Source organism: Microbispora rosea, assembly GCF_044460045.1.
Classification (GTDB): Bacteria; Actinomycetota; Actinomycetes; order Streptosporangiales; family Streptosporangiaceae; genus Microbispora; species Microbispora rosea.
In genome coordinates this window covers 125,417-139,295 of the sequence record NZ_JBITJO010000008.1, presented here as the reverse complement: position 1 = coordinate 139,295, position 13,879 = coordinate 125,417, and the positions used below count along the sequence as shown (strand labels likewise).

At 73.0% G+C, this 13,879-nt stretch carries 10 protein-coding genes; 8 read left to right on the top strand and 2 right to left on the bottom strand.

All coding sequences use genetic code 11. From position 1 onward, the window contains the following. Window positions 1–16: 16 nt before the first annotated feature. From ACIBK1_RS29690 to ACIBK1_RS29655, 8 genes are all read left to right on the top strand, one after another. Window positions 17–1,543 carry a serine/threonine-protein kinase gene (locus tag ACIBK1_RS29690; protein ID WP_231513846.1) on the top strand — a complete coding sequence of 509 codons (1,527 nt, stop codon included), beginning with the start codon at window positions 17–19 and terminating at the stop codon, window positions 1,541–1,543. A gap of 42 nt (window positions 1,544–1,585) precedes the next feature. Next, window positions 1,586–3,052 carry a serine/threonine-protein kinase gene (locus tag ACIBK1_RS29685; protein ID WP_396738998.1) on the top strand — a complete coding sequence of 489 codons (1,467 nt, stop codon included), beginning with the start codon at window positions 1,586–1,588 and terminating at the stop codon, window positions 3,050–3,052. An 82-nt stretch (window positions 3,053–3,134) separates the two neighbouring features. Further along, the gene (locus tag ACIBK1_RS29680; protein WP_030507539.1) at window positions 3,135–4,526 is read left to right on the top strand and encodes a class II fumarate hydratase; all 1,392 of its coding nucleotides are present in this window, start codon (window positions 3,135–3,137) and stop codon (window positions 4,524–4,526) included. A 67-nt stretch (window positions 4,527–4,593) separates the two neighbouring features. Then, the gene (locus tag ACIBK1_RS29675) at window positions 4,594–5,379 is read left to right on the top strand and encodes a 3-hydroxybutyrate dehydrogenase (RefSeq protein WP_076433957.1); all 786 of its coding nucleotides are present in this window, start codon (window positions 4,594–4,596) and stop codon (window positions 5,377–5,379) included. Further along, window positions 5,364–7,310, top strand: a complete 1,947-nt coding sequence (locus ACIBK1_RS29670; RefSeq protein ID WP_396738996.1) for a helix-turn-helix domain-containing protein — start codon at window positions 5,364–5,366, stop codon at window positions 7,308–7,310. The genes ACIBK1_RS29675 and ACIBK1_RS29670 overlap by 16 nt, the downstream gene beginning before the upstream one ends. 78 nt (window positions 7,311–7,388) lie before the next feature. Beyond that, window positions 7,389–8,726 (top strand): MFS transporter, encoded by a 1,338-nt coding sequence (locus tag ACIBK1_RS29665; protein ID WP_396738994.1) that lies wholly within the window; start codon window positions 7,389–7,391, stop codon window positions 8,724–8,726. After that, entirely contained in the window at window positions 8,726–10,060 is a 1,335-nt protein-coding gene (locus ACIBK1_RS29660) for a 3-hydroxybutyrate oligomer hydrolase family protein (protein WP_357324687.1), read from the top strand. The genes ACIBK1_RS29665 and ACIBK1_RS29660 overlap by 1 nt, the downstream gene beginning before the upstream one ends. Further along, a complete protein-coding gene (locus ACIBK1_RS29655; protein WP_030507544.1) occupies window positions 10,057–11,076 on the top strand; it encodes an alpha/beta fold hydrolase in 1,020 nt (339 codons plus the stop codon). Before ACIBK1_RS29660 ends, ACIBK1_RS29655 begins: the two co-directional genes overlap by 4 nt. A gap of 11 nt (window positions 11,077–11,087) precedes the next feature. Here ACIBK1_RS29655 and ACIBK1_RS29650 read toward each other — a convergent pair whose 3' ends face one another. Continuing rightward, window positions 11,088–13,052, bottom strand: coding sequence for a glycosyltransferase family 2 protein (locus tag ACIBK1_RS29650; RefSeq protein ID WP_396738991.1), 1,965 nt, complete (start codon window positions 13,050–13,052; stop codon window positions 11,088–11,090). Window positions 13,053–13,133: 81 nt separating this feature from the next. Then, window positions 13,134–13,844, bottom strand: a complete 711-nt coding sequence (locus ACIBK1_RS29645) for an aggregation-promoting factor C-terminal-like domain-containing protein (protein ID WP_030507546.1) — start codon at window positions 13,842–13,844, stop codon at window positions 13,134–13,136. Between the last annotated feature and the right edge of the window lie 35 nt (window positions 13,845–13,879).

Below are 13,879 nucleotides of genomic sequence, written 5' to 3'. Positions count from 1 at the left end.
CGGTAAGCTGCCACCCATGCGTGCGCCGTCCGGATACCTGCTAGCCGCGCGCTATCGGCTGATCGAGCCGGTCGGGCGCGGCGGGATGGGCACTGTGTGGCGCGCGCGTGACGAGCTGCTCGACCGCGAGGTGGCTGTCAAGGAGGTGCGGCTTCCGCTGGTCCTGGACGAGGACCTGCGGGCGGAGCTGTGCGCGCGCACCGAACGCGAGGGCCGGGCGACCGCCATGGTCGCCCACCCCTCGGTCATCACGCTCTTCGACGTCATCACCGAGGACGACCGCCCCTGGATCGTCATGGAGCTGCTCAGGGCGCGGTCGCTTGAGGAGCTCATCCGCCAGGAGGGCCCACTGCCGCCGCGCCGGGTGGCCGACATCGGCCGGCAGGTGCTCGGCGCGCTGCGCGCCGTCCACGCCAAGGGCATCCTGCATCGTGACGTGAAGCCCAGCAACGTGCTGGTGACCGACGACGACCGGGCGGTGCTGACCGACTTCGGGCTGGCCGCCCTGGAGGGCGACGCCTCCATCACCCAGGCCGGGATCGTCCTCGGTTCCGCCGGGTACATCGCCCCGGAACGCGTCCTCGGCGACAAGGCGAGCCCGGCGGCCGACCTGTGGTCGCTGGGCGCCACCCTCTACACCGCCGTCGAAGGCCGCGGCCTGCACGGCCGCCGTACGGCGGCGGCCGCGCTCGCGGCGCTGACCAGCGGCGCTCCGATCCCCATGGACAAGGCGGGACCACTCGCCCCGGTCCTGCGCGGCCTGCTCCAGATCGACCCCGCGGCCAGGCTCGACGGCGTCCGCGCGGCCCACGCGCTGTCCAGGGTCGCGGCCGGGGGCGTCGCCGACGACCCGTTCGCCTCCCCGTTCCGGACCGGCCGGCCCACGCCGCCGCCCATCGCCCCGCAGCCCACCGCTCCCGAGACCCGCAAGCCGTCGCAGCGCAGCCAGCGCGGACAGCACCGGGCCGAGTCGCGCCCCACGCCCAAGGTGACGCCGCGCGACCGCGACTCCGGGCCACACCGCCAGCAGGGGCCGTACGGCCAGCCGCACCGGCCCGGGGAGCCGGTCCAGCCCAACGCGTACGACCCGTACGCCTCGGGGCGGTACGACCTGTACGGCTCCCGCGGACAGTCCGGGCCGTACGGGCAGTCGGGGCAGTACGGGCAGTTCGGCCAGAGTGGTCAGCTGCGGCACGGCGGGTCCTACTCCGGGTCCCGCAGCGGCCCCTACGGAGACTCCTACAGCGGCTCCCACAGCGGTCCCTACAGCGGCTCCCACAGTGGCGCGTTCAGCGGCCCGCACCAGCAGTCGGGACAGTCGGGGCAGTCCGGCCGCCGGCGCGGCTATCCGCGCGAATTCGGCTACTCGCGGGAGGCGCCGGCCGTGCCGTCCCAGCGGCGGCGGCCGAGCGAGGGCCTGCACCGCAAGCCGTCGGAGCCCGCGCTCCACCAGGTCGTGCGCATTCCCATGATGCGGCACGTGGCAAAGATGATCAAGCTGCTGCTCCCCCGCCGGTATTGGCCGAGAATCTTCATCAAGTAACCAGAAAGCGATTTCCAAGGCGGAATCGCTATCTTTCTAGATATGCCGGAACAGCACCCTCGGCCGCTTGCCGACCGCTACGAGCTGCGCACCCGCATCGGACGGGGAACCATGGGCACCGTCTGGCGGGCGTACGACCGGTCGCTGGGCCGGGAGATCGCGGTCAAGGAGATTCGCCAGGACCCCTCGCTCAGCCCCCGGCAACGCCAGGAGCTGCGCGAACGCATGATGCGCGAGGGCCGCATGGCGGCGCGTGTCAGCCATCCCTCCGTCGCCACCATCCACGACGTCATCGTGTCCGACGGCATCCCGTGGATCATCATGGAGCTCGTCGAGGGGCGCTCGCTGGAACAGGTGATCGACGAGGAGGGCCCGCTGCCGCCGCGTCTGGTGGCGGAGATCGGCTACGACCTGCTCGGCGCGCTGCGTGCCGCCCATGCCCAGGACATCCTGCACCGCGACGTCAAACCGGCGAACGTGTTGCTGACCGATACCGGCAGAGTGGTGCTGACCGACTTCGGCATCGCCAAGGCGCTCGGCGACCACGCGCTCACCCAGACCGGCATGGTGATCGGCTCGCCCGGATACACCGCGCCGGAGCGGGCCCGGGGCGAGTACACCGGCCCCGAGTCCGACCTGTGGTCTCTGGGCGCGACGCTGTACTTCGCCGTCGAGGGACGGCCGGCCTACGAACGCTCGACCGTCGGCGAGACGCTGGCCGCCCTGATGACGGAGGAGGCCGACCCGCCCGCGCAGGCCGGTCCGCTGCGGCAGGTCCTGGACGGACTGCTGGTGAAGGACCACACCGCGCGCCTCACGCCGGAGCGCGCCGCCGCGATGCTGCGCCTGATCGCCGACACCCCCACGGGCTCCATTCCCGCCGTGACAGCGGCACCGGCGCCGCCCCCACCCCCGACCCCCGCACATGATGCGACGGCGCGTCCGGACGGCAACGGCTCGGCCGCCCGGCCCCTTGGAAGGACCATGACCGGAGACGACGAGGACGACGCGAACCGCACGATGGTCGTCCCCCGCCCCGCAGGCGGTCCCCGCCTCCCTGCCCCGCCTCCGGGCGGCACCAGGAACGGCGCCGCAGGCGAGCCCGTCCGCGAGCACGCCTCAGAGCACGCCTCCGAGGCCGCCGACAGGCACAGCACCACGGTGCCCGGCAGGCTGCCCGGCCGGGGACCGGCGACGCCCCCGCCCCCCGGTCCCGGCTTCACCGGGAACGGCCCGGCGCCCATGCCGGGGCCTCCCGCCACCCCGCCGCACCCCGGTTCCTTGCACCCCGGTTCCTTGCACCCCGGTCCCTTGCACCCCGGCCCCTTCCTCCCGCCCGGGGACGGCGCCCCGGGCGGGTCTCCCAGCCTGGGGACGGACCTGTTCGCGATGCAGAGTCCCGGCGAGCCGGACGCCAAGACCCAGGTCCGGGTGCTCGTGACGATGGGGATCGCGCTCTTCGGCGTCCTCGCGCTGATCCTCCTGGGCGTCTTCATCTTCGCGAAGTGACTGCTGCGACTGTCCGGACACCGCCGGCCCCCGAGACCGGCCGTTCGGAGGGGGCGGATCTGGGCGGGTGAAAGACTGAGGCATGGACGAATTCCGCATCGAGCACGATTCCATGGGCGAGGTCCGGGTGCCCGCCCGTGCGAAGTGGCGGGCCCAGACGCAGCGGGCGGTGGAGAACTTCCCGGTCTCCGGGCGGGGGCTGGAGACCGCGCACATCGCGGCGCTCGCCCGCATCAAGGCCGCGTGTGCCAGGGTCAACGCCGAGTACGGCGTCGTCGACAAGGACATGGCGGAGGCCATCCAGGACGCGGCCGAGGAGGTCGCCGAGGGACGGTGGGACGACCAGTTCCCGGTGGACGTCTTCCAGACCGGCTCGGGCACCTCGTCCAACATGAACATGAACGAGGTGGTCGCGACGCTGGCGCAGGAGCGACTCGGGCGGCCCGTCCATCCGAACGACCACGTCAACGCCGCCCAGTCGTCCAACGACGTCTTCCCGTCCTCGATCCACGTCGCGGCGACGTACGGCGTGGTGCACGAGCTGACGCCCGCGCTGGAGCACCTGGCGACCGCGCTGGAGGAGAAGGCCACCGAGTTCGCCGACGTGGTGAAGTCGGGCCGCACCCACCTGATGGACGCGACGCCGGTCACGCTCGGCCAGGAGTTCGGCGGCTACTCCACCCAGATCGAGCTGGCACTCGAACGGCTCCAGGCCGCGCTGCCGCGCCTGGCCGAGCTGCCGCTGGGCGGCACGGCCGTGGGCACCGGTGTGAACGTGCCGGGCCCCGGCTGGGCGCAGGCCGTGATCGCCGAGTTGAGCCGGACGACCGGCCTGCCGTTCACGGAGGCCAGGGACCACTTCGAGGCGCAGGGTGCGCGCGACGGCCTGGTCGAGCTGTCGGGCATGCTCAAGGTGATCGCCGTCTCGCTCAACAAGATCGCCAACGACCTGCGCTGGATGGGGTCGGGCCCGCGCGCGGGCCTCGGTGAGATCAGCCTGCCCGACCTGCAGCCGGGATCGTCGATCATGCCGGGGAAGGTCAACCCGGTGATCCCGGAGGCCGTCACGATGGTGGCCGCGCAGGTCGTGGGCAACGACGCCGCGATCACGATGGCCGGGGCCTCGGGATCGTTCGAGCTCAACGTGATGCTGCCGGTGATGGCGCGCAACGTGCTGGAGTCGATCCGGCTGCTGGCCAACGTGTCGCGACTGCTCGCCGACCGCTGCGTCGCCGGGATCACCGCCAACGTGGGCCGCCTGCGCGAGTACGCCGAGTCGTCGCCCTCGATCGTCACCCCGCTCAACCGGTACGTGGGGTACGAGGAGGCCGCGAGGATCGCCAAGCAGGCACTGAAGGAGCGCAAGACGATCCGTGAGGTCGTCATCGAGCGCGGCCACGTGGCGAGCGGCGCGCTGACCGAGGAGCAGCTCGACCGGGCGCTGGACGTGCTGTCCATGACCCGCCCCACATAGGAGGGCAGACATCTATGTCGCCGTCCGCCATGTGCCGGGAAGAGCGCGGTTCCTATCGTGAGGCAGCATGAGCCTTGAAGGGCGTCTTGAAGGGCGCACGGCCCTCGTCACCGGCGCGGGGAGCGGCATCGGACGGGCGTGTGCCCGGCGCCTGGCCGCCGAGGGCGCGCACGTCGTCGTCGCCGACATCAACGCCGAGGCCGCGGGCAAGGTGGCCGCCGAGATCGGCGGCACGCCGGTGGCCGTCGACCTGTCCGATCCGGAGTTCCTCGTGGCCTGGCGGGGCCAGCTCCCGCCCTCGCCGGACACCCACCTCCGCGCCGACATCGTCGTGAACAACGCGGGGTTCCAGCACGTGGCCCCGATCGAGGAGTTCCCGCCCGAGATCTTCAGGAAGATCATGCGGGTGATGGTCGAGGCGCCGTTCCTGCTCGTGCGCGACGTGCTGCCCGGGATGTACGAGCGCGGCTGGGGCCGCGTCGTCAACATCTCCTCGGTGCACGGCCTGCGTGCCTCGCCGTTCAAGGCGGCCTACGTCACGGCCAAGCACGCGCTGGAGGGTCTGTCGAAGGTGATCGCCCTGGAAGGGGCGCCGCACGGCGTGACCTCCAACTGCGTCGATCCCGCGTACGTCCGGACGCCGCTGGTGGAGAACCAGATCGCCGACCAGGCGCGCACCCACGGGATCAGCGAGGACGAGGTGGTGGAGCAGATCATGCTCGCCCCCGCGGCGATCAAGCGGCTGATCGAGCCGGACGAGGTGGCCGAGATGGTCGCCTACCTGTGCGGCCCGCAGGGATCGTTCGTCACCGGCGTCTCGATCCCCATCGACGGAGGATGGAGCGCGCGCTGACCACTCCGGCTCCCAAGAACGCGACGGCCCCCAAGAACGCGACGACTCCCAAGAGCAGCGCGCACGCCTACCTCGACCTGCTCGCCCGGGAGGCGTCGGCGGTCGAGTTCGAGGGCCCGATCCTGCAGGCCAGGGCGGCCGGGGCCGACTCCGCCACGCTGGAGGAGCTGGAGCGGGCCAAGGTCGCGGCGCTCCAGGTGCGGGCCGTGCTGCGCCGGCGGGCCAAGCGGGAGGCGGAACTGTCGGCGCTGTTCGACACCGCCAGCGACCTGGCCGGGCTGCGCGACCTCGACGCGGTGCTCCAGGCCATCGTGCACCGGGCGAGGCAGTTGCTCGCGACCGACATCGCGTACATGACGCTGAACGACCCGGAGCGCGGCGACACCTACATGCGGGTGACCGACGGGTCGATCTCGGCCAGCTTCCGGCGGCTGCGGCTGCCCATGGGCGCCGGGCTGGGCGGGCTGGTGGCGCAGAGCGGCACGCCGTACAACACGGCGGACTACTTCGCCGACCCGAGGTTCCGGCACACGAACACGATCGACGTGGCCGTCCACGAGGAGGGCCTGGTGGCGATCCTCGGAGTGCCGCTGCGGCTCGGCACGCAGGTCATCGGCGTGCTGTTCGCGGCCAACCGCAGCGCCAGGCCGTTCGCGCAGGAGGAGGTGGCGCTGCTGTGCTCGCTGGCGGCGCACGCCGCCGTGGCCATCGACACCGCCCGGCTGCTCCAGGAGACCCGGGCCGCGCTGGCCGAGCTGAGCGAGGCGAACACGCTGATCAGGGCGCACAGCGAGTCGATCGAGCGGGCCGCCGACGCGCACGACCGGATGACCGGCCTCGTGCTGCGCGGCGGCCTGCGTGGAGGCGGGGTCGAGGACGTCGCCGCGGTCGTCACCGAGGTGCTGGGCGGCCGCCTGACCGTGCTGGACGACGAGGGCCGCCCTCTCGTGGGCGAGTCCGGCGACCTGGAGGTGGGCGTCTTCGACGCCGCCCAGTCCTCGCGGGCCCTCGGCCGCACGGTCAAGCGGGGCGACGCGTACGTCGCCTCGGTGGACGTCGGGGCGGCGCCGCTGTGCACGCTGGTCCTGCGGACCGACCACCCGGTGTCCGACACCGACCAGCGCATCCTGGAGCGCGCCGCGATCGTCACCGCGCTGCTGCTGCTGTTCCGCCGCAGTGTGGCCGAGGCGGAGGGGCGGGTGCGCGGCGAACTGCTCGACGACCTGGTCTCCCGTCCGGAGCTGCGCGGGCTGGACGACCGGGCGCGGCGGCTCGGCGTCGATCTCGACGCGCCGCACGTGCTGGTGGTGGCGCGGCACGACGGGCAGCGGGAGCGCGGCGCCTTCTGGGCGTCGTCGCAGGCGACGCTGGCGCACGGCCTGGCCACCGCCCGGGGCGACGAGGTCGTGCTGCTGCTGCCCGGCGACCGGCCGGGCGCGCTGGCCCGGCGCGTCGCGGCCGAGCTGAGCGCCTCCCTCGGCCGCCCGGCGACGGCGGGGGCCGCGCCGGCCTCCGGGCCGGTGACGGCGGTGGCGTCGGCCTACGCCGAGGCCCGTCGCTGCGCCGGGGCGCTGGTGGCCCTCGGCCGTACGGGTGACGGCGCGAGCGCCGAGGAGCTGGGTTTCGTCGGCCTGCTGGTGGGCGAGCGGCGCGAGGTGTCCGGCTTCCTCGCCGGCGCGCTCGGGCCGGTGCTCGACTACGACGCGCGCCGGGGAACCGCCCTGGTCAAGACGCTGAACGCCTACTTCGGCACGGGCGGCTCGCTGTCGCGTACGGCCGAGGCCCTGCACATCCACGTGAACACGGTGACCCAGCGGCTCGACCGGGTGGGGCAGCTGCTCGGCGAGGACTGGCAGGAGCCCGAGCGCGGCCTGGAGATCCAGCTCGCCCTGCGACTGCACCGGCTGCGCACCCACATGCCGGATGCCTGAGGTGTGTGGCGGCGCCCCATAGGAGTGACCTCGGTCACTGCATACCGTGTGCGGAACCCCCCCATCGGAGGAGTTCCCATGGCAAACACTCCACCTGCCCGGATCGGAAAGGTCGTCGGGGCCAGCCTGATCGGCACCACCATCGAGTGGTACGACTTCTTCCTTTACGGCTCGGCCGCCGCCCTGGTGTTCAACAAGCTCTTCTTCCCCACCGAGGACGAGCTGACCGGCACGCTGCTGGCGTTCCTCACCTATGCCGTCGGCTTCGTCGCCCGGCCCCTCGGCGGGCTGGTCTTCGGCCACTACGGCGACCGGCTCGGCCGCAAGCGGCTGCTGGTCATCAGCCTGCTCATGATGGGCGGCTCGACGTTCCTGATCGGCTGCCTGCCGACGTACGCCGCCCTCGGCGCGGGCGCGCCGCTGCTGCTGACCCTGCTCCGCCTGGTGCAGGGCTTCGCCCTCGGCGGCGAGTGGGGCGGCGCGGTGCTGCTGGTCTCCGAGCACGGCGACCCCCGCAACCGCGGCTTCTGGGCGTCCTGGCCGCAGGCCGGCGCTCCCGGTGGCAACCTGATCGCCACCGGCGTGCTGGCGCTGCTGGCCGCGGTGCAGTCCGAGGAGGCCTTTCTCGCCTGGGGCTGGCGTATCGCGTTCCTGCTGTCCGGCGTGCTCGTGCTGATCGGCCTGTGGATCAGGCTGACGGTCACCGAGTCGCCGGTGTTCCAGCAGGCGCTGGAGCGGCAGGAGCCCGCGCCGCAGGCCCCCATCATCGGCGTGCTGCGCCACCACTGGCGCGACGTGCTGGTGGCGATGGGCGCCCGGATGGCCGAGAACGTCTCCTACTACGTGATCACGGCGTTCGTCCTCGTCTACGGCACCACCACGGCGGGCCTGCCCAAGGGCACCGTGCTCAACGCCGTGCTGATCGGCTCGGCGATCCACTTCGTCACGATCCCGCTGTGGGGCGCGCTGTCGGACCGGATCGGCCGGCGGCCGGTCTACCTCCTCGGCGCCGCCGCCGTCGGTCTGTGGGCCTTCGCGTTCTTCCCGCTGATCGACACCAAGAACTTCGCCCTGGTCACCGTGGCGGTGACGGTCGGCCTGGTGCTGCACGGCGCGATGTACGGCCCGCAGGCGGCGTTCTTCTCCGAGCTGTTCGCCACCCGCATGCGTTACTCGGGCGTGTCGATCGGCTACCAGCTCGCCTCGATCGCGGCGGGCGGCGTGGCCCCGCTGATCGCGGTCGCCCTGCTCGACGCGTACGGGTCGAGCGTGCCGATCTCCGTCTACGTGGTGGCGGCGGCGATCCTCACGATCATCGCGGTGATCGCCTCCAGGGAGACCCGCGACCGCGACCTGTCCGCCATCGAGCCGACCTCGGGCACCGCCCAGGCCGCCGTCATCGTGAAGGAGGCCTGATGCGCCCCGGTTCCGCCCTGCTGGCCGCCCTGGCGCTGGCTCTCCCCCTGGCCGCCGCCGTGCCGTCCGAGGCGGCCACCTGCCCGAGGGTGACCGTGCCGGGCGCGCAGAAGCAGGTGACCGCCTGCCTCGACGATCTGACCACGAAGGGCACGCTGGTCTCCGGGCACACCGACCAGTCGGACTGGTCTGGCCTCAACTCCCCCGGCGCGGTCAACCCCAGCGGGGTGCCCGGCATGCAGATCGACGGCTACTTCCCCGACACCTCCACCGGCAACACCAACCACGGCTGGAACCACGACGCGCAGTTCGTCATCCGGCTGCCCCAGCACTGGAACGGCGGCCTGGTCGTCGCCGGGTCGCCCGGCAACCGGGAGACGTACGCCAACGACTTCACGATCTCCGACTGGGCGCTGGCCAAGGGCTACGCGTACGCCGCGACCGACAAGGGCAACACCGGCGTGGCGTTCTACCGCGACGGCGTACGGCCCGGCGACGCGGTGGCCGAGTGGAACCGCCGGGTCAGCGAGCTGGCGGTCGCCGCCAAGACGGTCGTCCGGCAGCGGTACGGCAGGCCGGCCCGCACGACGATCGCGGCCGGTCAGTCCAACGGCGGCTACCTGGTCCGCTGGCAGATCGAGAACCGTCCCGACCTGTTCGACGGCGGCGTCGACTGGGAGGGCACGCTCTTCACCGCCGACGGGCCCAACCTGCTGACGTTCCTGCCGCCCGCGCTGCGCGCGTACGCGAAGGGCGACGCGGCCGGGGTCGCGGCGGCGGGCTTCGCGCCGGAGTCCGACTTCCTGTGGCCGTTCCACTACCAGTACTACTGGGACCTCACCCAGCGCCTCTACCGCGAGGAGTTCGACCCCTCCTACGACGGCGACGCCGAGGCGGGCACGCCGTTCTGCGCGTCCGGCACGCCCGGCTGCGACACGGACTACGACTACGCCTCCAGGCCCGCCTCGGTGAAGCAGGCGGTCGCGCGGGTGAGCCTCACCGGGAAGATCAAGAAGCCGCTGGTCGTCGTCCACGGCACCCTGGACACGCTGCTGCCGATCCGCGAGGATTCCGACGTCTACGCCAAGATGATCGGTGATCGGCACCGCGACCGGCTGCTGCGCTACTACCGCGTCGAGGGCGGCAACCACGTCGACAGCCTCTACCCGGCCTACCCGGACCGGCTGCGACCCCTGCTTCCCTGCTTCCGCAGCGCGTTCACCGCGCTGGAGACCTGGATCGGCACGGGCACGCCGCCGCCACCGAACGCCACCCTGCCTCGCCCGTCCTCGGGCGACCTCGAGAACACCTGCACACTGGGAGCAACACCATGACCCTGCCCATATCCGCCGAGCGCGTCAGCACGTCCCGTCTGACCCTCAACGTCCTGTCCGTACCGGGCTCGGCGGGCGACCCTGTGGTGTTCGTGCACGGCAACGTCTCCTCCAGCGCGTTCTGGCGCTCGACGATGACCGCGATCGCGGCGGAGGGGTTCCGTCCGTACGCGCTCGACCTGCGCGGCTTCGGCGACACCGACCCCGAGCCTGTGGACGCGAGCCGGGGTGTGCGCGACTACTCCGACGACCTGCTCGCGCTGCTCGACGTGCTGGGCCCGGCGCATCTGGTGGGATGGAGCCTCGGTGGCGGGGTCGTCATGCAGGCCCTGCGCGACCGGCCCGCGGCCGTCCTGAGCGCGACGCTGGTCAACCCCGTCTCGCCGTACGGCTTCGGCGGCACCACGGGCCCGGACGGCGTGCTCACCAGCCCCGACGGCGTGGGCTCCGGCGGCGGCGCGGCCAACCCCGAGTTCGTGGCCGCGCTCCGGGCGGGCGACACGTCCGCCGACTCCCCCGTCTCGCCCCGCAACGTGCTGCGCGCCACGTACGTCGCCGCGGGAACGGACCTGGGCGAGGAGGAGGACGCGTTCGTGGAGTCGATGCTGTCCACCCGGATCGGCGAGGACCACTACCCGGGCGACTCCCTGCCCTCGGACGCCTGGCCGAACGTCGCCCCGGGCAAGCGGGGCGTGCTCAACACGATCGCGCCGACCAACTTCCGGATCGACGACCTGCACGAGATCGACCCGAAGCCGCCCGTCCTGTGGATCAGGGGCGACCAGGACGTGATCGTCTCCGACACGTCGCTGTTCGACCTCGCCCACCTGGGGGCCATCGGCGCCGTGCCCGGCTGGGACGGCACGCCCGCCCAGCCCATGGTGACCCAGACGCGAACCGTGCTGGACCGCTACGGCGCCTACCGTGAGGTCGTCGTCGAGGGCGCCGGCCACGGCCCGCACCTCGACAGGCCCGAGGAGTTCCGCGCGGCGCTGCTCGCGCACCTGCGCCGATAGCCGGCGCGTCGCTACCTGCGCTCGCGCAGGACGCGGACGGCGATGCGCCGCAGCAGCGAGGGGGCCTGCGGCGACGCCCCGGCGGGCAGGACGCGCACCTGCCCGCCGCGGCGCACGGTCAGCCCGAACAGCAGGTCGACGTCCTTCTGGTCGACACGGAGCGCGGGCCGCCAGGACCCCGGGCCGAGGCAGTCGTCCCCGCCGATCCGGCTCAGCGGCACCCGCGCCACGAGCTGACCGGCCACCCGGCCGGGTATCCCCGGCTCGACCAGCGCGGGCACGACCATGCTGCGCCCGCGCCCGTCCTGCTCGCGCAGCACCAGCTCGGCCGGCGGCCCGCCGCTCGGCGGCACGTACGGCACGGGCACGACGACGAAGACGTGCCCCTCCTGCCTGGCCACGGTGGCCCGGGACGAGACCAGCGCGATCGACTCGGGGAAGGACTTCGGCTCCACGCAGACGCCCAGCTCGCCGCGCTCGGACCAGCACGGCACGACGAGCCGCCTGGGCTCGCCCGCGAGCGCGCCCGCGCAGCTCATCGGCAGGGCGGGGCGGGCCACCCGGGTGCGGCCCGTGTGCACGCCTCGCATGCGCACGTGGATCTCCCACAGCCCGGCGGGCAGCGGCCGTCCGAGGGCCGCGGCGCCGGCGTCGAGGCGGGCCTGGCCGTTCACCCACACCCGCACCTGGCCGCCGCGCGCGTGGTCGCCGAGGGCCGCGCGGCCCACCGAGCAGGTGACCGGCAGCGAGTGGACCACCCCGGTCTCCACGTGGCGGACGCAGACCTCCACGCGGGCCCTGCGCACCGCGTCGGTCACGTCGGCGCCCTCGTCGTCGAGCAGGCCGTCGAGCACGCCCTCGACCCCGGGAGGCGGGGTCCACAGCAGCCGGTCCTCCCGCTGCCGCAGCCAGAGCGGGGCGCCTCCGGCCCGCAGGATCTCCACGCTCAGGTCGAGCTGCAGCACGCCTTGGTCCCAGCGCAGCTCCCGCAGCTCCGCGCTGAGCCTGGTGCCCCGGGACGCCTCGGCGAGCGCGACCAGCGCGTCGAGGCGGTCCAGGCGCAGCAGCGCCGCACGGGCGCGCAGGTGCGCGGGCAGGTGGACGTCGAGCGCGGCGGGAACCCGGTCGAGGGTGAAGCGGCGCAGGAAGGAGAACAGGACCATCCGCGCGTCGGGCTCGGCGGAGAGGAACCGCGCGCCCGCGAGACGGCGCAGCCCGAGCGTCCGATACCAGTGGGCCTGGATGCGCTCCCGCTGCGAGCCCGGCTCGGTGTAGGCGTCCACCACGTCGAAGATCGCGTTGAGGCCGTCGAAGAGCGCCTCGGCGTCCGGCGTCTCCTCCTCCGCGGTCCCCGGGGACGCCGGGCCCAGGTGGCAGCAGATCTCGTCGGCCAGCACGGCGATCACCTTCGCCGCGAGGTACGCCCTGGTCACGAATGCCTGCTCGGACAGCGGCCGGTCGGCGAAGCGGAGCTGGCAGGTCTCCAGGAAGTCGCGGCTGAACAGCTTGTGCGCCGTCGGCAGCGCGAGGAGATGGTCGCGCAGCACGTCGGCCCGGTCCCGGTCGCGGGCGAAGGCGGCCGGCGGCGGCCCCTGGTCGGCGAGCCTGCCGATCAGCACGTCGGCGTCGGTCTCCACGGCCCTGTCGTACATCCGCTCCAGGGCGTGCGGCTCAAGCCTGTCGTACTGGCCGATCAGGTAGACGTACTCGCCGCGGGCCACCGACAGGCCGACGTTGCGCCCGCGCGCGGGCGAGCCGCTGTGATCGAGGTGCAGGACGCGCACGTTGTCGCGCTGCTCGGCGATCGCGTCGAGCCGCCTGCGGGTCCCGTCCGTCGACCCGTCGTCCGCGAAGACGACCTCGTACTCCTCCGGCGGCAGCGACTGCTCCAGCACCGAACGCACGCACGCGCCGAAGGCGTCGTTCGACAGCCCGGGGTTGGACACGGGCATAACCACGCTGACCTTCACACCCATGAGGCCAAGCGTGCAGTGAGATCCCCGCCGTACGCGCGGGCTTGCCGAAAGGTCGAGAAACCCTGACCAGAGTTTCGGGGTTCAGTACCAGCCGGTGGACTGGGAGTGCGCCCAGGCGCCGCAGGGCGTCTTGTAGCGGCCGGCGATGTAGCCGAGACCCCACTTGATCTGGGTGGCGGGGTTGGTCTGCCAGTCGGAGCCCGCGCTCGCCATCTTGCTGCCGGGAAGCGACTGGGGGATTCCGTAGGCGCCGCTGTAGCGGTTCATGGCCCGCTCGTTCCAGTGGCTCTCCTTGTCCCACAGCTTCTCCAGGCAGCCCCACTCGCCGCCCCAGCCGCGCGCCTCGGCCATCTGCTTGCCGAGCGCCTTGTTGCTGCCGGGGTCCGGGCTGGAGCCGGGTGGGAAGTCGGCCGGGGTGAAGCCGCCGCCTCCGGGGGCCTTCTGGGCGATCTCGACCGGGTCGAGGCCCTTCTTCCGGTCGTCGCGGGTGCTTTCCAGCCTGTCCTTGCGCAGGGCCTGGACCGCCTGCTCCTTGAGGATGTCGGTCTCGGGGTCGGGCGCGTTCGGATCGAGGGCGAGGAAGCTGTCCGGGCCCAGCACCTGCTTGGGCGCGTTGCTGTGCTCGACCGAGGTGCGGACCACGAAGGCCGTCCCGCCCGCGAGCACGGCCACGCTGACGCTCAGGATGGCGATCCGCTTGGGGGTCAGCCCGCCCGACCCGGAGCGGCCGCCGGCTCCCCGCCGGGGCCGGGAGGCGCGGGGGCGTTCCTTCAACTGCTGACCAGAGCTCACGGCTTATGAGCTTGCCCTGTGGTGGGGGGTGCTCC

Bases quoted from the DNA above. Each gene is read 5' to 3' on its own strand.
- ACIBK1_RS29690 (WP_231513846.1), top strand. From the start codon at position 17: ATGCGTGCGCCGTCCGGATACCTGCTAGCCGCGCGCTATCGGCTGATC.
- ACIBK1_RS29685 (WP_396738998.1), top strand. From the start codon at position 1,586: ATGCCGGAACAGCACCCTCGGCCGCTTGCCGACCGCTACGAGCTGCGC.
- ACIBK1_RS29680 (WP_030507539.1), top strand. From the start codon at position 3,135: ATGGACGAATTCCGCATCGAGCACGATTCCATGGGCGAGGTCCGGGTG.
- ACIBK1_RS29675 (WP_076433957.1), top strand. From the start codon at position 4,594: ATGAGCCTTGAAGGGCGTCTTGAAGGGCGCACGGCCCTCGTCACCGGC.
- ACIBK1_RS29670 (WP_396738996.1), top strand. From the start codon at position 5,364: ATGGAGCGCGCGCTGACCACTCCGGCTCCCAAGAACGCGACGGCCCCC.
- ACIBK1_RS29665 (WP_396738994.1), top strand. From the start codon at position 7,389: ATGGCAAACACTCCACCTGCCCGGATCGGAAAGGTCGTCGGGGCCAGC.
- ACIBK1_RS29660 (WP_357324687.1), top strand. From the start codon at position 8,726: ATGCGCCCCGGTTCCGCCCTGCTGGCCGCCCTGGCGCTGGCTCTCCCC.
- ACIBK1_RS29655 (WP_030507544.1), top strand. From the start codon at position 10,057: ATGACCCTGCCCATATCCGCCGAGCGCGTCAGCACGTCCCGTCTGACC.
- ACIBK1_RS29650 (WP_396738991.1), bottom strand. From the start codon at position 13,052: ATGGGTGTGAAGGTCAGCGTGGTTATGCCCGTGTCCAACCCCGGGCTG.